The sequence below is a fragment of the Desulfomonile tiedjei DSM 6799 genome, from assembly GCF_000266945.1.
In the GTDB taxonomy this organism is placed as follows: Bacteria; Desulfobacterota; Desulfomonilia; order Desulfomonilales; family Desulfomonilaceae; genus Desulfomonile; species Desulfomonile tiedjei.
In genome coordinates this window covers 6475094-6500104 of the sequence record NC_018025.1, presented here as the reverse complement: position 1 = coordinate 6500104, position 25011 = coordinate 6475094, and the positions used below count along the sequence as shown (strand labels likewise).

Genomic DNA, 25011 nt, shown 5'->3' with positions numbered 1-25011 from the left:
GTATTTTTAGATAGATATGACAATTACAGAGTATCACGGACCAACATCTATTTCAACAGAAATCTTCAGAACAGCCGATAGCCTCTAGAAGCCGGTGAAGTTCTTCCTCGGAATGAAAATGCAGTTCAAGCTTGCCTGCTCCGCTTCCGTTTTTTCTGATCCGCACACGAGTAGAAAAATGCCGCGCCAATTTCATTTCAAGAGCTTTGCAGAGAGGATCTTGGGAGACGGAAGATGGTTTTTCGTCCTGATTCTGGTTCTTTTCCTTGTAATTTTGGACGATTCTTTCCAGTTCACGAACAGAAAGCTTTCGTTTTAAGATCTTCTTCGAGAGGCTTAGTTGAGTCGGTACATGCTCCACGGCCAGAAGAGTCCTGGCATGACCCATGGAGAGCTTTTCCTGCCTAACTTCCTGTTTGATGGGATCGGGCAATCGTAAGAGTCTGAGATGATTGGTAATGCTCGTTCGATCTTTTCCAATTTTTTGGGCTAACAGCTCGTGAGTATAGGAAAATTTCTTGATGAGGGTGTCGTATGCTTCCGCAGTATCCAAAGGGTTTAAATCTTCTCTCTGGATATTTTCGATCAACGCTATTTCCAGAGCTTCAGAATCCGAGAGCGCGCGTACAATAGCCGGGACTTCTCGGAAACCGGCCATATGTGCTGCTCTCCAGCGCCGCTCACCGGCAACTATTTCGTATTTGTCAATTCCCGCGGGCCGGACGATAATCGGCTGAATAACCCCTTTTTCCTTAATGGATTGACTCAAATCCGCCAAAGATTCTTCAACGAACATTCTCCGGGGCTGATCGGGGTTCGGAATAAGACTGTCGATGGCAAGTTGCTTGATATCCCGCTCGGAAACTTTCTCATCAAAAAGCCCGTCCGCGGGTAAGAGCGCATCAAGACCCTGTCCCAAAGCCGCACGCTGCTTTTTCGGTATTTCCTTGAGCTTCAGCATCCATAATCTCCTTTGAAAGAGCGAGATAACCGACTGCACCCCGAGACGTAATATCGTACAGAACAACCGGCTTCCCGAAGCTCGGGGATTCGGAGAGCCTCACATTGCGTGGAATAATGGTTTCGAACACCTGAGAACTGAGATTATTCTTGACGTTTTCCACCACCTGCCGGCTCAGGTTGTTCCTGGGATCGAACATTGTCAGAAGAAAGCCTTCAATTTGCAGAGCATTGTTGTACGTAGAACGAACACGTTTTATCGTATTGAGGAGGTTGCTGACCCCTTCCAACGCATAATATTCGCATTGAATGGGAATGAGGACCGAATCCGCGGCAACCAGGGCATTCAGAGTCAAGAAACCCAATGAGGGCGGACAATCAATAAAGATGTAATCATACTGGTTCTTTACATCCCCGAGGCCTTCTTTGAGTTTCCGTTCCCTGGAAGAAAGTCCGACAAGCTCGACTTCCGCGCCGATAAGATCCTGAGATGACGGCACAATGCGCAAGTATTCCAACTCGGTGGATCGCGTAATGTGCGCGACATCTTCATGCCCGAGAAGCAGATGATAAACCGACTGCTCGCCTTTTGCCAATCGTATGCCGAGTCCACTGGAAGCATTAGCCTGAGGATCCAGATCAATGAGGAGCGTGCGCTTTTCGGAAAGAGCAAGACACGATGCCACATTAACCGCAGTGGTAGTCTTCCCTACGCCGCCTTTTTGATTGCATACGCAAATCACGCGTCCCATTTTTGCTAACCCACTATATATAGTGTCTAGAGATCCGGGGAATCCTAATATCACAAAAGAGTCTCGGAACCAAGCAATCACTGTCTTTTTGTAGAAAAAGTTTCACTTTCCGTGAATACGTGAGAATACGAGTATAAGCGATTGCCAAAATTCTGACCCTTATCCCACGCTCGAATACAAGATATTAGTAGGGACCGGCGTCCCTGCTGGTCCATTTCATATATATTATTGATTATATTAAAAAAGTGCCGGCACGGAGGCCGGCACCCACCAATACTTCTATCCTCAATCGGACATTAGTTTTGGGGTTGCTATACACAGAGCTCACCTCCAGGACTATCATCTTTCGTCACGGACCTTCCCTGAACAGATTCTATGAAGACTATACGGCTTTGAGCGGTTGGCGGTAGCCCTTTTTATCTCCAACATTTTATGCTACGTTTTCGCAAGAGGTGCATGTGGATTTGCGCGAAGATTTGGACAGGAAAGACTGGGAAGCGATCTGCCGCAAGTGCGGCCGATGCTGCTATGAAAAAGTGGACCTGGGTGGTGGTGTAATTCGCTACACTGATGAGCCCTGCCAGTATCTGGACACCAAGACGAATTTATGTAAGGTGTACGAGAACCGTCACATAGCGGAGCCGGATTGTATAAGCCTGACGGAACATCTGGTGAGAACTCTGAACTGGTTGCCGGACGAGTGTGCATATCTGGAATACATTCGTTATAAAGATACGTTAACCGCTGTTCGCGGTGCAGAAAAAAAGCGAAAAAGAGGCAGGAACTCGAAAAGGAGACACTAAATGCCCGTAAAGACATTGAATGTTAATGAAGATATTCTCAGTGCAAACGACTTACTCGCGGAAAACTTGAAAGCCAAATTCGACAATTCTCGAGTATTTGTGATGAATCTCATGTCATCGCCGGGAGCAGGAAAAACATCGCTTATTCTCAGAATTATCGAAGCATTATCCGATAAGTTCAAAATCGGCGTTATAGAAGGTGACATTGCTTCCGACGTGGATGCTCAAAAAGTGCAGTCTACCAGTGTAGATGTGGTACAGATTAATACAAAAGGGGCATGCCATCTTGATGCAAACATGATCCTTTCTGCTGCCGGGAGTCTCGGCCTGGACGGAAAGCAGTTGGTGATTATTGAAAACGTCGGTAATCTCGTGTGTCCTGCAGAATTCAAACTGGGAGAAGACGTTAAAGTGATGATTCTTTCCATTCCGGAAGGTCATGACAAGCCGCTGAAATACCCGCTCATGTTCACGGAATCAAATGCCCTGGTTCTGAACAAAATAGATCTTCTCCCTTACACTGATTTCAGCATGGAGGAATTGCGCAAGACAGTCTTGGCCATGAATCCATCTATCCAGATCTTTCCCGTTTCCGCCAAGACCGGGGAGGGCATGGACAAATTGACTGAATGGCTGGGAAACAAAATCTCCGCAAAGTAAGGGATCTTGTTCGAAAGAGCTGTGTCTCAAAAACGATGTGGATATGAACTGTCTCGAATCGAGTTCCGTCGCTCGCGTGTTGATATATGCACCAAGCAGAATATTCTGGATTACTTTACTATTGAGAGCTTCGAGCATAAGAGAAAGAAGGAGCCCTAAATGGAAGCTCTCTGATGCAACAAGAAGTAAATGAGGATTTGCTATGCGCAGTTTTGGTATATTAAGAATTTTTTCTGAAAGGGAGAAGAAACCACTGGCGATTCAAACTCGTCTGCCGTTTTCCATTTTGACGGCCATTTTCCTCTTTTCTATGACAGCTTCAGGAGCTCATGCTGTATCAATCAAAAATATGTCGGATCAACAGATCGCGCGCGAAGTCAATGCCGAAGGAAATAAGGTTATCATTGATGAATTCCTGAAGCAGGAATTACGCGATCTGAACCAATACGCTACCAAACCTCTTTTGCGTGCACATCCTTCGCTCGATTTTTACGAAAAACAAGCCGAACGAAGCCCTCTCAACAGCCTGCTCTTCCTTGAGGAACAGGTTCATAAGCTGAGAGATGCGCAAAGAAATATCGATTCGCTTCCCTACTCTCTCGCGTTTTCTTCCGAAGAAAAGAAAAAGGTTTTGGGCCTGAAACCCGTTGCCGACAAAATCGTATCCTATGGCATCCCGCTCATGAAACGAGACTTCATGAGAGTCGTAGTTGCAGCAAAAGAATTGGCGGATAAGAAACGCAAACACCCCGTTGAGCTTATGAAAGATCCGAAATTCCGGGATGCGATTTATCGGGAAGTAGAACCGACAGCAGCGGAGTTGGACGAGGAAATGGGGAAGCTTTCCGAAGGCGATCTTATCTGTATGCAGCTTGGCTGGGTCCTGGAAGATGTCACCATTACCCGACTATGGCTGGTCTTCAATGATAATAAGCTCCCTAAGAGGAACGATTACATGACATTCCGGAAAAAACGAAGTGAATGGTGGCAGAAGAGACTCCAGAGAATTTATTCCTCTACGACCGACGAAAGAGCCTCTGCCAAAACCAAGACCTCCACACGATAGCGTGAAAATTCCGGCTGTTCTCAAGAGAGGCAATGAAATCTCTCCTGAACCTCGTACATGTAAGCAAACGTTTTCATAACGGCGAGGGTAGCGAAGTCTTCCCTTTGAGGGATGTGAACCTCCGAATAGAACACGGGGAACGCATCATCCTCCTGGGAAAAAGCGGATCGGGAAAGACCACGTTTCTCAATCTTGTCGGAGGAATGGATTCTCCAACAGAGGGCAGGATCTTTTTCAACGGCAACGAGATCACAGGTCTTTCTACCGTAAAGCTTGCAGAGTATCGCAGGAGAGATGTCGGTTTCATTTTTCAATCGTTTAATCTGTTCCCGACTTTGACGGTGGGAGAAAACCTGATGCTGCCTTTGGATCTCCTGGGCGTATCTCAGGAATCCAAAGCCAGAGAAATACTCTCTGCGGTAGGGCTTGACGGACAATGGGATAAGTTCCCGGAACAACTATCCGGAGGCGAACAACAACGTGTAGCCATTGCGCGTGCTCTCATCAAAGAACCCCGATTGATTCTTGCTGACGAACCCACGGGTAATCTGGATTCTGAAACCGGAGACCGCATACTCTCCCTCATATACGAGATCTGCCGCGATCGTCAAACTACCCTTATCATGGTGACCCACAGCTCCGAAGCTCTCTGGATGGCGGACAGAAAATTTCGTCTGAGCAGAGGCAGGCTTCTCCAGGAAGACAACACTGCTCCTAAAGAACTCGATCGAACCTGAAGTTTAGTGTTCGGCAGTAGATCGAAATCGATCTCGATAGAAAAATCACAGGGATGACAACAGGAATCCGGACCCTCCTGAAATTCAACCTGAAATATTACCGGCGCCATGCTGTCCTGGCAATCCTCTGTACTATGGGAATATGTCTCGGAGTAGGCATCATCGTGGCTGTCGAGTTGATCAACAGTTCCGCTCTGGCTTCTTTTGCTTCTTCCGTGGAGTTCCTGGGAGGGAAAGCAACGCATTCTATCATCTCCGGATATGGCAGAGTCGACGAGAAACTCTTTGCTTCTATTTGGAAACATCCATCCGTACAAGTGGCTTCTCCTGTTATCGATGTGATGGCCACCAGCCTGGAAACGGGTGACGAATCCATCCGTTTTCTTGGGATCGATCCGTTTCTGGATGGAGAACTCCGCTCATTTACACCTTCTCAGGGTGGGACAGAACCTTCCGCGTTCATAGAATTCCTCAGCGGACCTGTTCCGGGAATTTACCTGACAGGGGCTGTCATGGACAAATTCAACCTGCACGAGGGTAATACAATTACCGTGCTCACAGCCGGGTTGGAGAAGAAAGTCAAAATTCTGGGGAGGATTCCCGGAGCGAATGAAGGTCTGTTGACAGAAAATCTTGCGATCATGGATATTTCTGCTGCTCAGGACGTGTTCGGCAAAACAGGATACCTGGATCGCATAGACATAATTCTGAAAGGTGATGCCGAGAAATTCCGAGCAGACTTGCCGGATGCTCTGAGACTCACCGATGCGAGCACACAAAAATCCACATTAACGGCAATGCTGTACTCATTCCAACTGAATCTTGCAGCTATGAGTCTTCTGGCTTTGTTCGTCGGAACGTTTCTGATCTATAACTTCAGTATGTTTTCTGTCCTGTCCCGGAGAGAAGACATGTCGTTACTGTTGACACTTGGGACCGATAATCGCGGCCTGGTCGCAGCTTTCTTGCTGGAATCCATCTTGCTGGGAGCGGTCGGCAGCGTCCTCGGAATACTCTTTGGTTATGCGATTGCGTGGTGGAGCATTGCCAAAGTGTCTTCTACAATCACCGACCTCTACTTTTACATTCAAACTGCCAAAATCGAACTAACGCTACATATTGCGCTTATCGGTATCGCTGTGGGCTTTCTTGCTACACTCATCGGCACTGGTTTGCCCGCCCTGGAGGTGGCTTTCACTCCGCCCATACTTGGACTCAAGAGGCAGTCTATAGAAGATCGTGCGCACAACTTGAAACGCGTACTGTTCGTGCTGGGATTGCTTTGTTTCCTTTTATCACTGGCGAGCGCCTGGGCTTCCCGGTTTTCCATATTTTGGGGATTTGCCTCGGCGTTTGCCATGACACTGGCGTTTGCACTCTTCACGCCCGGCATTCTGTCTCCGCTCTGTCATATTCTGGGAACGTGGCTCAGAAAAGGGTTCCGTTCGCTGGAAGGATTCCTTGCTGCACGGACCATACGAGCCTCCTTGAGCCGAACCAGCATTTCCGTGGCAGCACTGGCGGTCGCGCTGTCCATGACCGTTGGCGTGGACACGATGATCTACAGCTTCAGGAACTCGGTGGATGCATGGCTTGAAGGTTCCCTCCAGGGAGATCTGTATATTTCTCCTGCGACAACAAAATGGGACCATCCGCTTCCAGAAAAGCTTATGGAAGATCTCGCCAAAAATCCTCAAATTCAAGACGTGGAGCGGTATTCCACCCACGAAGTGTATCTCGAGGGAAAACCGGTGCGATTGCGCATCGTAGATGCAGCAGTTCTGGAGCGCCATTCCCGTTTTGTGTTTCTCAGAGGAAAAGAAGACCCTTGGACAGCTCTGAAGAAAGGGGCAGTGTTCATCTCGGAACCTTTGTCTTTTCGTTTTAACCTGAAACCGGGAGATACGGTTGACCTGCAAACCCCCGAAGGGAGCCGCTCCTTTCCGATTGCATCTGTGGTGCGGGATTATTCTTCGGATCAGGGTACTTTGCATATAGATCGAATCGTATATGAGCAGATCTGGAGAGATCCGCGAGTCCAGTCTGTCGCGATTTTTATGAAGCCAGGAGTCTCACCGGAACCGGTGCGCCGTTCGATCATCAACGATTTTCCGGGACTGGATCGAACCATTGTTTCCAATACCAAGATGAAAGAAAATGTGCTGGTCATTTTCGACAAAACCTTTGCTCCCACAGCAACCCTTAAAGGAGTCTCCCTCATGGTAGCTCTGCTGGGAGTAGCCACTGCGCTTATGGCCATATTGTTGGAGAGATCGCGGGAAATCGCAGTGCTTGGTTATCTTGGACTCACTCCTGGAGAAACGAGCAAAATGAACGTATACCAGGCGCTCATTATGGGGCTTGCCGCCTACTTAATTTCTGTTGTATGCGGAATCATACTGACTTTTATCATCGTGTACGCGATAAATTATCGATCGTTTGGATGGTCCATCGATATTTATGTGAACCCGTGGGTATTCGCCCGCACGTTCGTATTGACCGGAATAGCATGTGTTATCGCTTCGCTGTATCCGAGTATCAAGCTCTCACGAACTCCCGTGGCTGGCATTGTGTCTGACGAATAAATAGAATTTCCTACCTGATTTTCCTCTTTGATTGTAATGCTGGACTGCTATACTGATTCGCGTGTTTCGGATAGAGTTTAACGGATGTGCATCGGGGGAAAAAATGAGCACGCGAAAGAGGGCTTTGCCCAGCGGATGGTATCCCGAAAGTGCGGAACAATGTCGTCGAGAAATAGAAGAGTTCTTGACCGGATTCAAGGCTCCGGCCGGATCGTGGAAAGGTGGGATAGCTCCCCACGCAGGGTGGTACTTTTCCGGCAAAGCTGCGGCAAAAGTGATGAAGACTCTTGCAGAATCGGCACACCCGGATCGCATCGTGCTCTTCGGCGGACATCTACCATCGGGAAGTCCGATCATCTATGCTGACGATGAATGGGAAACTCCCTTTGGAATGCAGCCTCTGGATTCTCATCTTGCAAAAACGGCGGTCTCTTCCGGAAATGCCGTGTTCGCGGGAAGAAATTTTGCTGATAATACCGTAGAAATTCAGCTTCCTATGATCCGTATGTTCTTTCCACATATTCCCGTGATCGCTGTTCATTCTCCGGCAACAAAGCAAGCAGCGATTTTGGCAGAATCAATCCATAATCTGCTCAATGAAAAGGGTTTGAGCGCAATCTACATCGGCTCGGCAGATCTAACGCACTACGGTCCGAATTACGGTTTTTCTCCTAAAGGAACAGGGGCTTCTGCAGTTACATGGGTCAGAGAAGAAAACGACCGGTCTTTGATCGACAAGGCTTTAACCGGCGATGTCCAAGGCGTGATCGACGACGCATTTCAAAAGCATAACACTTGCTCGGCCGGCCCCATAGCTTCTGTTATGGCTTCCGTCGGATTCCATGGAATACATAGCGGAACGCTTCTGGACTATTATACGAGCCACGACATAATGCCCGGCACCAGCTTTGTCGGATATTCAGCTATTGTGTTCTAGGGTTGGACACAATTGAATTGAGTGAAGAAACATTACAATGAGGGATCCGAGCACGAAAGATTCTGTTGCTTCGGATCCCGAATGTGTATGCTGCTTGTGACCACAGGTCACAGGGCTAGTCTCAGCGAGGTTGCTCTACCGGCACCTGGGTTTCCTGAGGGGCATCGGTTTGTTCCTGCGCTTGCTGTTTCCTCTTGAGTACCCAGATCAATGTCATTATCGGCCCGGAAATAACATACCCGGAGATCAGAATGAAGGGCACGACAAAGGGAGCTACTGCAATCAGGGCGAGCAGGAGCACGAATGCCACTGTCGACATGAACGGGTTCTCTTTGACGAGAGTGAACTCTTTGAACGCGTGAAATTTGATCGCGCTTACCATGAGAAAGGACAACACCAGCGTCAGGATCAGGAGTGCAAGCCTGAATTGCTCGGGTTCGATTTCGAGCTTGTGAAAAAAGAGCACTGTCGTGGATAGCATTACTGCCGCAGCCGGAATGGGGAGGCCGTTGAATTTCTTTGAATCTATCGTTCCGGACTGCACGTTGAATCGTGCCAATCTCAAAGCACCGCAGGATACGAATAAGAATGCGGTCACCCAACCTATCTGTGCAGTCGGACTCAGCGCCCACATGTACATGAGTATTGCAGGGGCCACCCCAAATGAAATCACGTCAGCGAGAGAATCCAGTTCCAGGCCGAATTTCGTCGTTGTATTCGTGAGCCGAGCTACTTTGCCGTCTATGCCGTCAAAGAAACCTGCAACAAGGATCAGCGCGGCTGCGACCACAAACTGCTCTTTGATGGAATTTATAATGCTGTAAAAACTGAAGAATATCGAGGTCAAAGTCAAAAGGGAAGGCAGGATAAAGATCCCCTGCTTCATTTTTGCTATCTGAATCCTCTTTCGCGGCGGCCTCGCCGGGTACTCTTCACCTTCCTGTCTCTTTCTCCTGAAAAAAGGTCTGCGTCTTCTTGCCATAGTGTTCCATCCTCACCGAGAGTTCGGTGCAATCGTCTTCACAGGCCCAATGGCACTGTAATGAGACAATGACTCTGAAAAAGCTTGATTGCTTGCTCTAATTGAATCATAATCTTTTTATGCAAGAGCGGCAACAAATAACGTACTCCAACTAATTATTGTAGAGTTATTATTCAACATTTGGCAATAGATGAACCGAGTGTACCGGACACGGTCCTTCCGATAAACAGGAACGAACCGACTGCATCAGTTGAACATTTGTAAGAGGTACGTGAATACCTTTACGTTTCCTTCGTATAAAAGAGGCGCCCAAAGCATACATAAAACCGGATGTACGGACATATTGAGACATCGGCTGGTGCCACATAGATAAATGGGAGGGGGCACAATGCAAGACTACAGAAGCGTGATAGACGAACTGCTCTCATCATCTGGAATAGTCGTAAATGGCTCGAATCCTTGGGATATCCGTATTCACGACGACAGAACCTATTCCCGCGTATTTCGAGATAAAAGCCTGGGACTGGGCGAATCGTACATGGACGGGTGGTGGGACTGTGCTCAAGTTGATGAACTTATTCACCGTCTGCTGATCACGAGAGCAGATCGAAATCTCAGAGGCGGGCTTCGGTCGCTTGTTCCTGCGATTCAACTGTTTCTTTTGAATTGTCAAACTGTCTCCCGATCGAAGCAGGTTGCAGAACGACACTATGACCTCGGGAATGAGCTCTTCTTCACTTTTCTCGATTCGTATAATCAATATAGCTGCGGTTACTTCAATGGAACGGGGGACTTGGAAGAGGCTCAGCAACACAAAATGGAGCTTATCTGCAAGAAACTTAGCCTGAACAAAAACGATCATGTTCTTGATATCGGCTTTGGGTGGGGTGGTCTTGCCCGGTACATGGCCGAGAACTATGGTTGTACCGTTACCGGCGTAAACATTTCGCAGGAACAGATTCGATTTGCTCGGGAATGGTGCCAGAATCTTCCCGTTCATGTGCTGCACCAGGATTATCGGGAAGTGCAGGGTGTGTTCGATAAGATCGTATCAGTAGGTATGTTCGAGCATGTCGGTCGGAAAAATTATAGAATTTATATGGAAACCGCGCATCGTTGCCTGAAGGATGGGGGAATCTTCCTGCTCCACACCATTGGAATAAACGAATCTGCCAGGGATACCGATCCGTGGATGCACAAGTACATCTTTCCCAATGGAGAATTGCCGAGTATCGCGCAGGTGACCAGAGCGGCCGAGGGTCTATTTGTGCTTGAAGATCTCCACAATCTCGGACCTCATTACGAGAAAACACTATTGGCCTGGAACAGGAGATTCCAGGAGGGATGGCCTCAGCTTGAGGAGAAATACGGCAACAGATTCAAACGCATGTGGGAATATTATCTGCTATCGTGCGCAGGCGCATTCAGGGCTCGATACATGCAAATCTGGCAATTTGTTCTTACGAAGCCTTTTACACCACAGCCTGCATGTCGTTGTTAACTCTCAACATCATGTAATACGAAATTTTTTCGATATTCTTATGAAACTTTTCTCGCTGAAGAGCATCACAATATCTCAATACCTTATCGGTATAACCAACCTCCTAATGAAGCAATCGCAATTTAGAGCGAACGCTTCACTTCCCAACCGCTTCTGATGTTTCAGATCGCGCTGAAGAGAACATTTAGCGATTTTCAATTCGGACGTTTATCCCACGCTCCATTGCACGGTTGACATAATTTCTGATCTTTTGAACGTATTGTTCTTTAAAAGAACGGTAGGGGCCGGCGTCCCTGCCGGCCTATTCTATCGATTTCATTGATTATATAAAGATGTGCCGGCACGGAGGCACGGCACCCACCAATACTCCTAATCCTCAATCAAATTCATATAAATCCGGAAATCAGTATTCGATAGTCTACGGTGGCTACCGTTTTTCAATGAATGGATCTGGATAGCCCGAAGTTATTTCTAAAATTGCAGTAAAGACGCGACCGTCCACGCATTCGGAGCTAAATCGCGCAACCCAAAGCATCACAACCGCTCAGATCGAGCGATTCTGCAAAATGACACGCGGTCAGATGGTTGGGTTCGATTTCCCGGAGCAACGGAACCGTCGTGGTACACATCTCTTCAGCGTACAAACATCTGGGATGAAACGGACAGCCCGGCGGCGGATTGATAGGATCGGCCGGCTCACCTTTGAGAATAATCCTTCTTCCCAGGAGTTCCGGCCTCGTGGACGGAACATTGGACATCAATGCTTCCGTGTAAGGATGGCGCGGTCGGTTGAACAGTGGCTCAGCAGGAGAGTATTCCACAACTCGCCCGACATACATCAGCACAATCCATTTGCTGAAATGTCTCACCAGGCCCAAGTCATGGGATATGAAGAGATACGCCAATCCTACGCGATCCTGGATTTCAAGGGCAAGGTTCACGATTTGCGCCTGCACGGAAACGTCCAATGCGGAAGTGGGTTCATCGGCAACGATCAACTTCGGGAACAAAGCCATGGCTCGGGCGATACTTATGCGCTGACGCTGTCCTCCGGAAAATGCGTGGGGGTAGCGGTTCAGATGTTGGATCTTCAAGCCGACCATTTCCGTCAGCTCCTTGACTCGATCCTCCAGTTCCTTGCCTCGCGCAATTTTGTTGACCACCAGCGGTTCTGCAAGAATTTCCCTTACGGTCATACGGGGATTGAGTGAAGCGAACGGATCTTGAAATACCATCTGCACATGAGGTCTCAACTTACGCATTTCCGAGGGTGCTGCGGTCGCGATATCCACCGGTGCATTTCCGTTTTCAGGTCGAAACAGGATTTGTCCTGATGTGGGCCGGTAAGCTCCCATGATCATGCGGCCGACAGTGCTCTTTCCACAGCCTGATTCACCGACCAGGCCGACGGTCTCGCCCGGATAAACGGCAAAACTGACTCCATCCACAGCCTTCACGTGCGCGGCGACTTTCCTGAACACCCCCTTGTGGATGGGGAAATGCTTTTTCAAGTCGATAAGCTGAAGCAATGGATCAATATCAGGCACGCTCATTCCTCGTTAAATCGGATTTGGAATACACATCTGCGGACAGGCAACGAAGTGTCGATCATCTACTTTAGTCAGTTCATAGGGACTATCACGACAGACGGTAGATCCTCCGCATTCCATGCATCGTCCAAAGAAAGGGCAGCCGGGAATGGAAATATAAGGATCCGGTAGAGTGCCCTCAATGGTGGAAAGAAAAGTCCTGACCGGAGTATCTATTCCCGGAACCGATTTCAAAAGCGCCTTGGTATAGGGATGGAGAGGATCGCGAAACAGTACGTCTACAGGCGCCCGTTCCATGACTCGGCCGAAATAGATCACCAACACGTCATGGCTGATTTCGGAAATCACCCCGAGATTATGCGAAATGAAGAGAATAGCCATGCCGAACTCTTCCTGAAGCTGTTTCAGGAGATCCAGTATCTGCGCCTGTATCGTCACATCGAGAGCAGTGGTTGGCTCATCTGCAATGAGAATTCTCGGATTACACACCAGCGCCATGGCAATCATTGCCCGCTGACGCATACCGCCGGAGAGCTGATGGGGATACGAGTCGATCCGATGCTCCGGCTGAGGAATTCCTACCTTGCGGAGCATTTCTATGGCTCGATTTCGCGCTTCTTGTGCCGACACATCTGCATGGATGGACAATGCTTCGGTAATCTGACTACCGATAGTGTGAACAGGACTGAAGGAATTCATGGGTTCCTGGAAAATCATCCCCACTTCTTTGCCACGAATGCTGCGAGCCTGTCTTCCGTGGGGATCGAGTTCCACCATATTTACCCGAGTCGGGATATCCTGTCCGTTGGGGATCTGTAAAATAATCTCTCCTTCAACAATCTTCCCCGGATATGGCACAATGCGCAGGATGGATTGGCCGATGACGCTCTTTCCGCTGCCGGATTCGCCCACGATTCCAAGCGTTTTGCCCGGTTCCACCGAGAAGCTCACCCCGTCGACCGCCCTCACGGTACCTTCGTCCAAGAGAAAATGGACACGCAAATTTCGAACATCCAGAGCGGGATTCATGGAGCGCTACCTCGAATAGGGGTCCACGGCATCTCGCAATCCGTCTCCGACGAAATTGAACGAAAGCACCATGGCAATCACGAACAATACCGGAATGAGAAGCCAGGGATACAATGCAACCGTTGTTACATTCTGTGCCTCTTTCAGGAGCACCCCAAGACTGGTGATCGGCGGTGTCAGGCCTATTCCAAGAAAGCTGAGGGCAGTCTCACCGAGAACCATTCCCGGAATAGCCAGTGTGACCGTCACAATGATGTGGCTGGTGAAGGATGGCAGCAAATGCCTGAAAATGATGCGAGCATGTCCGGCACCCGCAAACCGGGCCGCAAGGACGAATTCCTCTTCCCTGAGCGCGATGAGCTTTCCTCGAACCATTCTGGCCAGATCTGTCCAGCCGATTAAGGAAAGGATAATAGTGATCACGAAATATCGCTGCAATGAAGGCCAATGCGGAGGCATTGACGCGGATAGTCCCATCCACAGTGGAATACTCGGAAAACAGCGGATAATTTCAATGATGCGCTGAATGAGTCCGTCCGCCCATCCACCGCGATATCCGGAAATACCGCCAAGAACCACGCCCAGGACCAGGCTCAGAAACACCCCCAACATACCGATGGAAAGAGATATTCTGCTCCCGTAAAAACACCGCGACAACAGATCCTTTCCCATCCGATCCGTACCGAAGAGGAACAATTTTGCAGGCTTATCCACTCCGAAAAGGTGAAGATCGGTCCGCCACAATCCCCAGAATTCGTACGGGTCTCCTCTTACCAGGAGTCGAATCGGGTAAATTCTATCTGTTTTGTCTTCATACCGTAACTGTTGGGTTTCCATATCGATTTCGAGGGAAACATCGTAGATGAACGGTCTGTGAAGATTGCCCTGCTGATCGAAGATTCGAATTTTTGTAGGAGGTGTGTAAATATATTCATAAAATCGTTGGTCTTTGTCATAGGGCGAAAGAAACTCGCAAAAAATGGCGATAACATACAGGCCGATAACACACCACAGACCTATCATTGCCAGGGTATGCTTCTTGAAGCGCCACCAGACAAGTTGCCGCGTCGATGCATTGAGATATTTATCTAATTGCTTCTGTTCGTCGTTCATGCGCCCTCTCGAGCCCCGAACCGAATGCGCGGATCGACCCAGGCCAGGAGAATATCCGAAATCAATGTACCTATGACCGTGAGAAAACTCAGGAGCATGATAAAACTTCCGGCCAAATGCATGTCCTGACTCATGAGGGCACTCAGCAGAAGCGGTCCCGATGTGGGCAGATTCAGCACAACGGCAGTGATGGCAATACCGGACACGAGTTCCGGGAGCGTCCAGCCGATGGTGCTGACCAGCGGATTTATGGCGACCCTGACCGGGTATTTCAATATGAGCTTTATCTCTGAAAGCCCCTTTGCCCGGGCAGTTGTGACATAGGGTTTCTTTAATTCATCCAGGAGATTACCCCTGATAATACGGATGAATTTGGCAGTATGACCGGTTCCTACGATCAGGACAGGTATCCACAGGTGTTTCAACAAATCGACGAATTTCGCGAAGCTCCAGGGAGCTTCAGCGAATTGAGGAGAAAACAGCCCCCCAATGCTCATGCCGAAATATGCGTACGAAGCCCACAAGAGAATCAGCGCGAACAGAAAATTGGGTGTAGCCAGACCGAAAAATCCAAAGACCGTCAAAAAGTAATCCATCCACGAGTATTGCTTCACTGCGGAGTAGATTCCAATGGGAACAGAAACCATCCAGGTGAAAATGAGCGTGCATGTGCTGATAAGTATGGTCAATCCGATCCGCTCGGAGATCAGATCCCGCACCGGTTTGTTCCACTCGAACGAATGACCGAAGTCGCCATGCAGAAAATTCCATGCCCAGTGCAAATACTGCATGTAGACTGGCTCATCCAATCCGAAACGTGCTCTCAACGCCTGAAGCTCAGCCTGATCGACTCCTTCTCCGCTTACACTGAGCTGAGCTATGTACGTGGTGAGGAAATCTCCCGGAGGCAGCTGAATAATAGCAAACGAGATAATGGAAATCGCTATCAGCGTGGGGATCATTATGAGAAGGCGACGAATTATGTATGCCAGCATACGTATTCTCAGTTAAACTCGTGAGTACAGGAATTCATTTCTTTACGGATTCGTAGAAGAATTGTTCAGGATGAGCCGGTCCGGGATTGGGGTACATCCAGCTCTGGAAATCTTTCTTGGGAACATTGAGCATGTTCTTTGTCACAACATAATAATCCGGGGGATCGTGAACAAGACCGATGACCCACAGGTTCTTTTCGTTTGCAGCAAGAATGCTCTTAAACAGTTCTTTCTTCTTTTCTTCCGAGACTGTACGAAGAATCTGATTGTATGTTTCCATCATATTCTTGATTTCAGCAGGCGGCTCTTCACCTTTCTGTCCACCACTCTGGAACCACAAACCATAAAGCGGTGCATTCAGACTTTCCGTGCTATAGGGAAAATACCACCGGGGATCCAGGAGACACTCAATGCCTCCGTCTCCGGTCCAGAGAGCTATATCGTGCGAAGCGTTTCGCGTCCTCTGGATGAAGAGCTCTCTGGCTTCGGCTTTGACTTCCGTGTCAATGCCAATAGCTTTGAAATTTGAAGCCACGATCTCGGCCTGATCCACCCAGCTTTGCACGGATACTACAACATCCAGGGTGAGTCGCATGGGTTCACCGTCGGGTCTGATGCGTTTCCCGTCAGGCCCGAGCTTTATACCGATCTCATTGAGGAGAGCCGCGGCTTTTGCAGGGTCGTATTCGGTGTAAGCGCTTTCCAGTGATGGACTGTAGTATTCGGATTCCTTCAAAGGCGCGGGCTGACGGGGAGTCCCTTTGCCCCGGTACACGATCTTGTTGATTTCTTTTCTGTTAATCGCGTAAGACAGAGCAATGCGAAATTTGGGATTCGAAAGAATCGCTTTCATGGCCTCATCGGTATGGTTAATATTAGGGGCCAGGAGCAAACCTACCGAAGCTGTAGAAATCTTGGGTATGAGCTTGTACTTTCCTTCGGCCAAATTCGCGAGGAGAAGGACACTCGACTGCATTCCTCCAAGATGACGAGCCTCCATATCGATTTCCCCGGCAATCGCTTTCAGGAGAATCGTCTGGGCCTCAGCCTGCAAGTCGTGAACGATGGATTCGATATAGGGCAGTTGTTTGCCTTCAGTATCAACTTTCCAGTAGTACGGATTCCGCTCCATGACAAAACGTTTTGCAGGAGCCGGGACCTTGGTTATCCAGGCACAGAGGGACGGCATATCCTTGTTCGTAAATATGCCATGGCGCATGTCCGTTATTTCCTGGAAAAGCTTTACCCAACTTGTACTGTTGCGCTCTCGTACGAGCGCTTCCAACTCAGCAGGATCGGCATATTTCTTATGGAATTTCTTCAGATAATGTTTGGGTTTGGTAACCGGCGCCATGCCGTCCGGACAGGCGAGTCTTTCGAGAAACATGCTGTAAGGTTCAGGAAATACAACCTTGATGGTGTAATCGTCTATTTTGGTAACGGTAGGAAGAACACCTGTCGGAGCCAACCACTGGGGGATGGAGGCGGTCAGCTCTTTATCCATAAGGATGTCTTCAACATAAAACAGTATATCGTCAGCCGTGAAAGGTGCCCCGTCAGACCAGCGCACCCCCTTTACCAGATGAAACACATATTCCCTTCCGTCTTCCGAAATCTCCCACTTGGTGGCAAGATTCGGGACGACCTTGTAGTCCGGGCTCCATCGTACCAGAGGCTCGTAAATAATTCTTCTCGTGCCCACAAGATCAGACAATCCCGTGTAAGCACGTCTCCACACTCCGCCGTAAATCCCTGGTTTATCCACAGGGGTAATGACTACCGGTGTTTCCGGCAGCCGCTTATCTACAGGGGGAAGCTCGCCTGTTTCAACTCTCTTGGCTAAAGAAGGAGCTTCCTTCCATGCATGGGAAAGAGAACCCCACAAAGCAATGCCTGATATTACAATGAAAACGATAAGAGCACGGGAGAGGGTGTGAAACATGAGACCTCCTCAGGGTGACGCGAATCTGGATAATCGATACCGCCTCAATTTGCTAAGTCAAAAGAAACGGTAAGCCTGCACACCGGTTCGGAAGAAGGAGGGAATTTCCCCGGAAAATAGTCTCCGGGGAGTGTTATCATCCGCCAATAAGAAAGATTAACACTTGTTGTCGTGGCAGACAACATTGCGATAATCTACTCACACAGCTTGACAAGGCGCTCCCATTTTTCTGTGACTCGTTCTTGGATGTACTTCATCAAAGTCTCATCCAAATGACGGTACCGCCCTTGTCCTTTGAAGTAATCGCTTACAGGGATAAGCTCTTTCGGTTTGCGGCTCAGTTTCCAGATTCCGTTTTCCACTTCGTACAGGGGAAACACTCCGGAATCCACCGCCAGCTTGCCGTACTCGATAGCCTTTTGAGGGGGAATCCTCCATCCGGTAGGACAAACCGACAATACATGCAAGTACGCAGGACCGTTCGCTGCCCGGGCTTTTTGCACCTTGTTCATGAGATCCTGATAAAATGTAGGGCATGCTGTTGCCGTGTACGGGATACCGTGAGCTGCAGCTATGGCGGTCATGTCCTTTTTCCACGTGGTCTGGCCCGAAGGTGTTACCCTTCCTGAAGGCGATGTTGTGGTGGTAGCACCGAAAGGAGTGGAGGACGACCTCTGCACACCGGTGTTCATATAGGCTTCGTTGTCCACGCAAACGTAAATGACCTTATGACCTCGCTCCATCATCCCGGAAAGCGCCTGAAATCCGATATCGCTGGTTCCGCCGTCACCGCCCATGGCGACAACCGTAACCTCCTTATCAGGAATACGACCTTTCCGCCGAAGCGCTTTTAGTCCCGATTCTACCCCGGAAGCTACTGCTGCGGCATTCTCGAATGCAATGTGTATCCAGGGAATATTCCAGGACGTGAGCGGATAAGGCGATGAGATGATCTCCATGCACCCGGTCGCCATAGCGAGAATCATGTCCGGTCCGATGGCTTTCAGCACATGGCGGACAGCCAGAACCTCGGCGCATCCCTGGCATGCCCGGTGTCCGGCATTTATGTATTCTTCCGAAGGGAAGTTTTTCAGCGGCTTCAAGAGTCTTGTTTTACTTGTTTCAGCCATTGGAGTCTCCGTAATTAGTGTTCGGTGTCGTAGGCAATAGAAGGAAAGAGCCCGAAGCTCGATCCGAGTCTATCCCCGGACTCCGTAGAAGTGATAATCATCATCTTTTTCGACGATCGCCTGTTCCACCATGTTTACGACATCCTGGGGAGTGACGTCACGTCCGCCCAGGCCGGCAATCATGCAATGAATCTTGGGCCTTTGGGCCTCGTGATACATCAGCGCACGCATCTCGGATGTCACCGGCGCGTTGGCTGCTCCGGGCGCCAGGGATCGGTCGAGGACCACCACTTCTTTGGCTTTACCGAGTATCGACTTCAACTCATCCTTGGGAAGAGGCCGCCATAATCGGAGGCTCGCCAGCCCCACACTCTTGCCCTGCTCTCTCAGTTTGTCTACAGCGATGGAAGCGGTCTCGCAGATAGACCCCATGCCAAACACGAGGATTTCTGCATCATCGGCTTTATAGGTCTCAACCGGAGAGTACTTGCGGCCCGTGAGCTTGGCCATTTCATCCCACGCCTCGAGCAACACCTCACGAGATTTCAGTAGCACATGATCGTGAGCGTACTTCTGCTCCGTATAAATCTCGGGCATACCGAATGCTCCCATGGAGACCACTTTGTTCGGATGCAACGTATTCAGAGGCTTGAACGGCGGCAGGTATTCCTTGACCATCTCTTTGGTCCAAAACTCGATGGGTTCTATCACATGGGTGAGGTTGAACCCATCCACGTTGATCATCACGGGAAGAGACACCCTCGGGTCTTCCGCGACCCTGAACGCGTGGAAAATGGCGTCATATACTTCCTGGCCGTTCTCGCAGAATACCTGAATCCATCCAGAATCTCGCACCATCATGGTGTCCGAATGGTCGTTCCAGATGGAAAGAGGAGCGCTCAAAGCTCGGTTGGACAGAAACATCACTATAGGCAAGCGCATGGTTGATGCGATGTACACGATTTCGGACATCAAAGCCAAACCCTGGGCTGCTGTTGCAGTGAATGTTCGTGCTCCCGCGGCAGACGATCCACAGCATACGCTCATTGCCGAGTGTTCCGATTCCACAGGGACAAACTCGGCATCCAAATGACCGTCCGCAACGAGCTCGGAGAGATGCTCCACAACGTGGGTCTGCGGAGTAATAGGATAGGCGGCCACTACGTCCACATCACAGAGGCCTACGGCTTCAGCGGCTGCAATAGATACTTCAATGCCTACCTTTTTTCCCATTATTCGTCCTCCTGCACCATTTCTATGGCCCCAACGGGACACTCATAGGCACAAATACCGCAGCCTTTGCAGTAGTCGTAATCCCAGACCATGCAGTTGCTTTCGAAATCCGGCTTAATTGACGCATCCGGGCACATGATGAAGCAACGTTGACATCTGATACACTTATCCGGATTATATACGGGTTTTTCCGAACGCCATGTTCCCGTGTGGTAGCATGAAGCGCAGCCCGGTTCAGAAATAACTCCTCCCGGTTCCACTTCTTGCCAGGTCATTTCATCCATTGGTTTAGTCACGGTTTCCTCCGTTTTATAGAAAAGATCGGGTCAATATCTGTCAGGCGACCACCAGGGTTTCGTTGAAAGCTCTCTCCATAGCCTGGATATTGCGATCGGCAATTTTTCCGAATCGTTTCCTGAAAGGTGCTTTCAAGGATTCAACATCCATTATTCCGGTGCCTTTAACCAAAGCCCCGACCATCGTTGTGTTCGTAATTGGTAGCCCAAGCACTTCTCGAGCAATGCGTCCTGCATCCACGACAGCGATTCTATTTTGATAACCGAGATGCTTCTTCAGGGTTTCGGGATCGTAGGGGGAATTTACGATCAGAATGCCGTTATCCCGAAGTCCGACTGCGGGACTGGCGATATCCAGAAGTGACGGGTCCAGGACCACTACTACATCCGGCGCATAAATTTTGGATCTCAATCGAATGGGTTGTTCATCCACCCGAGCGAATGCAATCACGGGCGCTCCTCGCCGTTCCGGTCCGAAACTGGGGAAGGCGGTGGCATACCTGCCCGTGTCTATAGCGGCCTGGGCAACCAGTTCCGCACATGTAACCGCGCCTTGGCCGCCTCTGCCGTGAAATCTCATTTCAATCATAGTTGCTCCTTTTGACCAAAGAATTCCTAAAAATCGGTTTCTTCATCGAAATCGTCAGGAAAGGGATATCTGAGTTGCTCGTTTACCATTTCCATGCACATCATGAGGTGATATTTGGCTTCTGCAAGGGAGAGGATCTCCGAAGGCAGGAGTTCTTTTTTCCGCAGATACATGTCTATACGCTCATTCAACAGAGCAATGTGCCGAATGTCCACCGCGTACAGGTCATCTGCTTTCACATCATCCTCACTGGACTTATTCAGGGATTTTACTAGTTTCATGTCCCACTCATCCAGTCTTTTCCAACGAGCAATCGTTGCAGGGTGTATCCCGAGTTTCTTTGCGATTTCCTTATTTGTTATTCGGCCGCGATCTTCAAGAAAAGTCCTTTCAGCGGCCTTTCGGGCATCGTTTTTTCTCATAGGGGTAGTCTCCTGCTCCGCATGAAGTGCGGGCACCTGGAAGCTGAACTTAATAGTACTATCAGATTATCTTTCGGAATTCAAGGATCATTGACGTCGAGAGAGATCGTTTTTATATTGCTTACGAAATCCGTCTTTTACAATGCTTGCTGTGTGAAAATATGCCCATTACCGAAGACCATCTCAAGAATCTACCTTCCAGCCCGGGCGTTTATCTCATGATGGACCATAAGGGGAAGGTCCTGTACGTCGGAAAGGCCGCAAACCTCAAAAATCGCGTGAAGAGTTATTTCAACGGCACTGACGAGCGGCCTTCAATTCAATTTCTTATGGCTCGAGTGGACGAGATTCGCACCATTCTGACGGAAACGGAAAAAGAAGCTCTGATCCTGGAGAACAATCTCATCAAGGAACACCGGCCCAAGTACAATGTGGATTTGCGGGACGATAAATCTTTCTTTTCCTTGAGACTCAATATTGCTCACCAATTTCCCCGGCTGACCTTGATCCGAACTCAAAAGGTGAAACCGGATGGAGCACGGTATTTCGGGCCCTATTCCTCCGCGCGGGATGCCCGCGTAACCTTGCGATTCATTCAGAGGCTTTTTCCGTTGCGCCAGTGCACGGAACGTCAGATTGCCACGTGCTCTCGACCGTGTTTGAATTGCCAGATGGGCCGTTGCCTCTGTCCCTGTTCGGGAAAAGTAGACCCCCAGGAATATCGGCGCATGGTGGACCAGGTAGTCCTGCTATTGCAGGGCCGGAGCGAAGATCTCCTCCGCAAGCTCAGAACGCAAATGGAGACTGCTGCGCGCGAGCTCCGGTTTGAGGAAGCAGCTCGTGTTCGGGATCGACTCGCTTCCATCGAACGCACCCTGGAAGCACAAAACGTCTCGTTTTTCCACCTGAAGGATCAAGATGTTTTTGCGCTTCTGGAGCACGAAAATTCTCTATTTGTAGTGGAGGTTCTCTCTTTTCGTAAAGGTAATCTGCTTTCCGAGGAGTCTTTCCTGATTCGTAATCCCGCGTTGGAAGCGGAGCAGGTTCTCAGTTCCGCACTGAAGCAATACTACGCTGCCGGTACATTCGTGCCCAAGGAAATTCTCCTTTCCCGGCCCATTGACCAGCCGGAGCCCATCGAAGCATGGTTATCCGAATTGAGGGGAAGTAAAGTCGCTCTAAAAATGCCGCAGCGAGGTCAGGGAACCAAGCTCGTCATGCTGGCCATCAAGAATGCCCATGCTGCTTTGACGAGAGAGAAACAGAAGATCACCGCAGAAGCGTCTCTTGAGTCGATTGCTTCGAGGCTGCATCTGCCCGGACCTCCGAGATTGATTGAAGCGTACGACATATCGAATATTTCCGGTTCATTGCCTGTGGGGGTAAAGATAGCTTTTCGGGACGGCAAGCCTGACAAGTCCGGATACAGAAAGTACAAAATGCGAGGCTTTGAAGATCAGGACGATCCCGGAATGATTTACCAGACCATTTCTCGCCGGGTAAAGCACAGGGAAGAAGAGCCTCTTCCCGATCTGTTGCTCATTGACGGCGGAAAATCCCAACTCAATGCTGCTGAAATCGCGCTGAAGGAAAATCTCGGATCCGTGTACCCTGCTCTCGCTGCAATAGCTAAAGGTCGAGCAGAAGGCGAGGAAGATAGAATCTACACTCCGAACAGAAAGAATCCAGTGCAGTTTCCGAGAGGCGATTCAGGGCTGATGCTGCTCATGAGAGCTCGTGACGAAGCTCACAGGTTTGCGCATGCATTCCATACAAAAAGCAGGAAAGCCGACGTGATCCGTTCAGAACTGGATGCTGTTCCCGGAATAGGTCCGAAAAAGCGCACCGCTCTTCTGAAGGCCTTTGCGAGTGTTCAAGACCTCCTGGCCGCATCCGACGAGCAGATCGCTGCCGTTCCGGGAATCAACTCAACAGATGTAGTCCGCATCAGGGAATTCTTCCAAAGCAGAGAAATTGGCTTGAGCGTATGACACTGTGCGACCCGGTCTCCAGAAAAAAATAATTCTCCTCAGGACAGAACCCTCCAGGGCGGGGCGTCTTGCACGAAATCATTTGCAAGATCAAAAAGTTATTCATCTTCGATTAGGTTGTAGAAATTGCCAAAATTAACGTGCGTTGAGGATAGGAGTATTGGTGGGTGCCGGCCTCCGTGCCGGCACATCTTCAAATATGATCAATGATATCAACAGAATGGACCGGCAGGGACGCCGGTCACCACTAATATCTTGTATTAGAGCGTTGGATAAACGTCAGAACGTCAGAATTTGTGGCAATCGCTCTAAGATCGCGCGACGTGAGATTGCTCGTTCGGGGACATTCTTCTCAGTCAAATCCTTGCAGAAGCATTGCTTTTTTGTTTACATTGACCTCTCCTGATGGTACACATCGCAGCGACTCGGAGAAGCATTCAATCAATCCGGGAAACAGGCTGCCGAAAAAAGGAGCGATGAGGGGTGCAGAATTTTTTCAGAGAAGAGGTTCGAGAAAATTCCCGGACTGCAAAGAATCTATTCATCTCCTTTTGCGTACTGGTAATTCCTTATTTGTGGGCCGGACGGTCATATCCTGCAACGCTGCCTGGTGAAGCCAGCCCAGGTATTCTCTATATGATTACGCATCTACATCCTGCAACGTACCTTATCCTCTTTTTGATTTTTGCGTTATCCGTAGTCAATCTGATTTTTCAGCGCTACATAACGCTATCGTCCCGGCCGCTGGTGGTGGTCAGCAAACTGTTCATGCGTCTGGGACATCGGAAGAAAATGAAACGACGTCCTATGGCGGACCCCGGCCGTCCGGAAATATACGATCGACCGACGCAGGATTCCATATCGGCAGTCCGCAAAGTCGGGAAACAGGCACGGAAAGACACAGATACGACGATTCGCACACCCCTCGAAGGAGTGAACCATCCTCTTCCGAAGTTTGATACGAGCCCGGGTACGCCTCGAATAGTCCAAAAGCAATCTGAAAAGACCCCGAAATCAGCGACTCAAGAATTCAAGTTTGCCTCAGCGGTCGATGTCCCCTCTCTGGAAGAGCAGGAACGAAGAGAACGAGAACAGCTCGTTGTCTCAGGAACGGTCAAAGGTCCTGACGGTAAGGGAATAGAGTCCGTAATCGTATATCTCACCGATCCGGATGGAAATCGTGCGGGACAATCCTGCAGGACTATGCCGAATACCGGAGAATTTAAAGTTCTTATAAACGATCCGGGAACATACGTTCTGAATGGGTATAAACGCGGTTTTATCATGGAGAATACCGACCCGCTCGTTCTTCCCATTGAATCCGGAAAAATAGAAGGATTCACCATGCGGATGATTCCGGAAGGTTGTGTTATTCAGGGCAGAGTGAGCGTTACAAACGGGATAAGCATCGACTCCAATCTTGAGGTTAATTGCGTTTGTGCAGACGGCCGGTTTTCAAGATCGGGAAGAATTGATGCGGCGTCGGGAGAATTCAGGATACCGGGAATTTTAGCAAATTCCAAATGCTTGTTGGAAATCCGCGACAGTAACGGAGTGGTACTGACCAAATCCGAGCCGTTCGAAACAGTTCAGAAGAAGGAGATTTTCAAGGAAGTGGTTCTCCGGGATTCCGGAGGCATTACAGGATCGGATGCAGACCCACATTGGAACAACAGCATCTCGAGTCAACCGCCCACTTCGTGATTCTTCATGAAGAGATCGCCTTTCTTTTCATAAT

22 protein-coding genes are annotated in these 25011 nt (G+C 49.3%); 9 read left to right on the top strand and 13 right to left on the bottom strand.

All coding sequences use genetic code 11. The features are described 5' to 3' along the window. Positions 1-52: 52 nt before the first annotated feature. Complete coding sequence (locus DESTI_RS28015; protein ID WP_014813298.1) at positions 53-961, bottom strand: ParB/RepB/Spo0J family partition protein; 909 nt, start codon at positions 959-961, stop codon at positions 53-55. Next, positions 903-1712, bottom strand: coding sequence for a ParA family protein (locus DESTI_RS28010; RefSeq protein WP_041286565.1), 810 nt, complete (start codon positions 1710-1712; stop codon positions 903-905). The genes DESTI_RS28015 and DESTI_RS28010 overlap by 59 nt, the downstream gene beginning before the upstream one ends. A 458-nt stretch (positions 1713-2170) precedes the next feature. Here DESTI_RS28010 and DESTI_RS28005 point away from each other — a divergent pair, with 458 nt between their 5' ends. From DESTI_RS28005 to amrB, 6 genes are all read left to right on the top strand, one after another. Further along, positions 2171-2515 (top strand): YkgJ family cysteine cluster protein, encoded by a 345-nt coding sequence (locus DESTI_RS28005; RefSeq protein WP_014813296.1) that lies wholly within the window; start codon positions 2171-2173, stop codon positions 2513-2515. Next, positions 2516-3175, top strand: a complete 660-nt coding sequence (gene hypB / locus DESTI_RS28000; RefSeq protein ID WP_014813295.1) for a hydrogenase nickel incorporation protein HypB — start codon at positions 2516-2518, stop codon at positions 3173-3175. Positions 3176-3377: 202 nt separating this feature from the next. Next, on the top strand, positions 3378-4241 hold the full coding sequence (locus DESTI_RS27995; RefSeq protein WP_014813294.1) for a hypothetical protein: 864 nt from the start codon (positions 3378-3380) through the stop codon (positions 4239-4241). 32 nt (positions 4242-4273) lie between these two features. Then, on the top strand, positions 4274-4978 hold the full coding sequence (locus DESTI_RS27990) for an ABC transporter ATP-binding protein (protein WP_014813293.1): 705 nt from the start codon (positions 4274-4276) through the stop codon (positions 4976-4978). A gap of 53 nt (positions 4979-5031) precedes the next feature. Further along, entirely contained in the window at positions 5032-7563 is a 2532-nt protein-coding gene (locus DESTI_RS27985) for an FtsX-like permease family protein (protein WP_014813292.1), read from the top strand. Between the two features lie 103 nt (positions 7564-7666). After that, positions 7667-8500 (top strand): AmmeMemoRadiSam system protein B, encoded by an 834-nt coding sequence (gene amrB / locus DESTI_RS27980; protein ID WP_014813291.1) that lies wholly within the window; start codon positions 7667-7669, stop codon positions 8498-8500. Between the two features lie 121 nt (positions 8501-8621). On the opposite strand, the gene pssA is transcribed toward amrB, so the two are convergent. Further along, a complete protein-coding gene (gene pssA, locus DESTI_RS27975; RefSeq protein ID WP_014813290.1) occupies positions 8622-9482 on the bottom strand; it encodes a CDP-diacylglycerol--serine O-phosphatidyltransferase in 861 nt (286 codons plus the stop codon). Between the two features lie 388 nt (positions 9483-9870). On the opposite strand from pssA, the gene cfa reads away from it, so the two are divergent. Next, entirely contained in the window at positions 9871-10983 is a 1113-nt protein-coding gene (gene cfa, locus DESTI_RS27970; RefSeq protein ID WP_014813289.1) for a cyclopropane fatty acyl phospholipid synthase, read from the top strand. A gap of 512 nt (positions 10984-11495) precedes the next feature. Here cfa and DESTI_RS27965 read toward each other — a convergent pair. The 10 genes from DESTI_RS27965 to DESTI_RS27920 form a co-directional block, all read right to left on the bottom strand. Next, positions 11496-12536 carry an ABC transporter ATP-binding protein gene (locus DESTI_RS27965; protein WP_041286564.1) on the bottom strand — a complete coding sequence of 347 codons (1041 nt, stop codon included), beginning with the start codon at positions 12534-12536 and terminating at the stop codon, positions 11496-11498. A gap of 6 nt (positions 12537-12542) precedes the next feature. Beyond that, the gene (locus DESTI_RS27960) at positions 12543-13562 is read right to left on the bottom strand and encodes an ABC transporter ATP-binding protein (protein ID WP_014813287.1); all 1020 of its coding nucleotides are present in this window, start codon (positions 13560-13562) and stop codon (positions 12543-12545) included. A gap of 6 nt (positions 13563-13568) precedes the next feature. Beyond that, positions 13569-14675 carry an ABC transporter permease gene (locus tag DESTI_RS27955; RefSeq protein WP_014813286.1) on the bottom strand — a complete coding sequence of 369 codons (1107 nt, stop codon included), beginning with the start codon at positions 14673-14675 and terminating at the stop codon, positions 13569-13571. Beyond that, positions 14672-15670, bottom strand: a complete 999-nt coding sequence (locus tag DESTI_RS27950; RefSeq protein WP_014813285.1) for an ABC transporter permease — start codon at positions 15668-15670, stop codon at positions 14672-14674. The genes DESTI_RS27955 and DESTI_RS27950 overlap by 4 nt, the downstream gene beginning before the upstream one ends. 34 nt (positions 15671-15704) lie before the next feature. Then, positions 15705-17612 carry an ABC transporter substrate-binding protein gene (locus DESTI_RS27945; RefSeq protein WP_014813284.1) on the bottom strand — a complete coding sequence of 636 codons (1908 nt, stop codon included), beginning with the start codon at positions 17610-17612 and terminating at the stop codon, positions 15705-15707. A gap of 194 nt (positions 17613-17806) precedes the next feature. Further along, entirely contained in the window at positions 17807-18742 is a 936-nt protein-coding gene (gene porB / locus DESTI_RS27940; RefSeq protein WP_014813283.1) for a pyruvate synthase subunit PorB, read from the bottom strand. 69 nt (positions 18743-18811) lie between these two features. Beyond that, positions 18812-19975: a transketolase C-terminal domain-containing protein gene (locus tag DESTI_RS27935; protein ID WP_014813282.1), complete on the bottom strand. Its 1164-nt coding sequence runs from the start codon at positions 19973-19975 to the stop codon at positions 18812-18814. After that, positions 19975-20271, bottom strand: a complete 297-nt coding sequence (locus DESTI_RS27930; RefSeq protein WP_014813281.1) for a 4Fe-4S binding protein — start codon at positions 20269-20271, stop codon at positions 19975-19977. The genes DESTI_RS27935 and DESTI_RS27930 overlap by 1 nt, the downstream gene beginning before the upstream one ends. Before the next feature lie 40 nt (positions 20272-20311). Continuing rightward, positions 20312-20860 carry a 2-oxoacid:acceptor oxidoreductase family protein gene (locus DESTI_RS27925; protein ID WP_014813280.1) on the bottom strand — a complete coding sequence of 183 codons (549 nt, stop codon included), beginning with the start codon at positions 20858-20860 and terminating at the stop codon, positions 20312-20314. 26 nt (positions 20861-20886) lie between these two features. Then, on the bottom strand, positions 20887-21282 hold the full coding sequence (locus tag DESTI_RS27920) for a phage terminase small subunit-related protein (RefSeq protein WP_014813279.1): 396 nt from the start codon (positions 21280-21282) through the stop codon (positions 20887-20889). Between the two features lie 161 nt (positions 21283-21443). Here DESTI_RS27920 and uvrC point away from each other — a divergent pair, with 161 nt between their 5' ends. Both uvrC and DESTI_RS27910 read left to right on the top strand, forming a co-directional pair. Beyond that, on the top strand, positions 21444-23273 hold the full coding sequence (gene uvrC / locus DESTI_RS27915) for an excinuclease ABC subunit UvrC (protein ID WP_014813278.1): 1830 nt from the start codon (positions 21444-21446) through the stop codon (positions 23271-23273). A 483-nt stretch (positions 23274-23756) separates the two neighbouring features. Beyond that, entirely contained in the window at positions 23757-24977 is a 1221-nt protein-coding gene (locus tag DESTI_RS27910) for a hypothetical protein (RefSeq protein WP_014813276.1), read from the top strand. Positions 24978-25011: the final 34 nt, after the last annotated feature.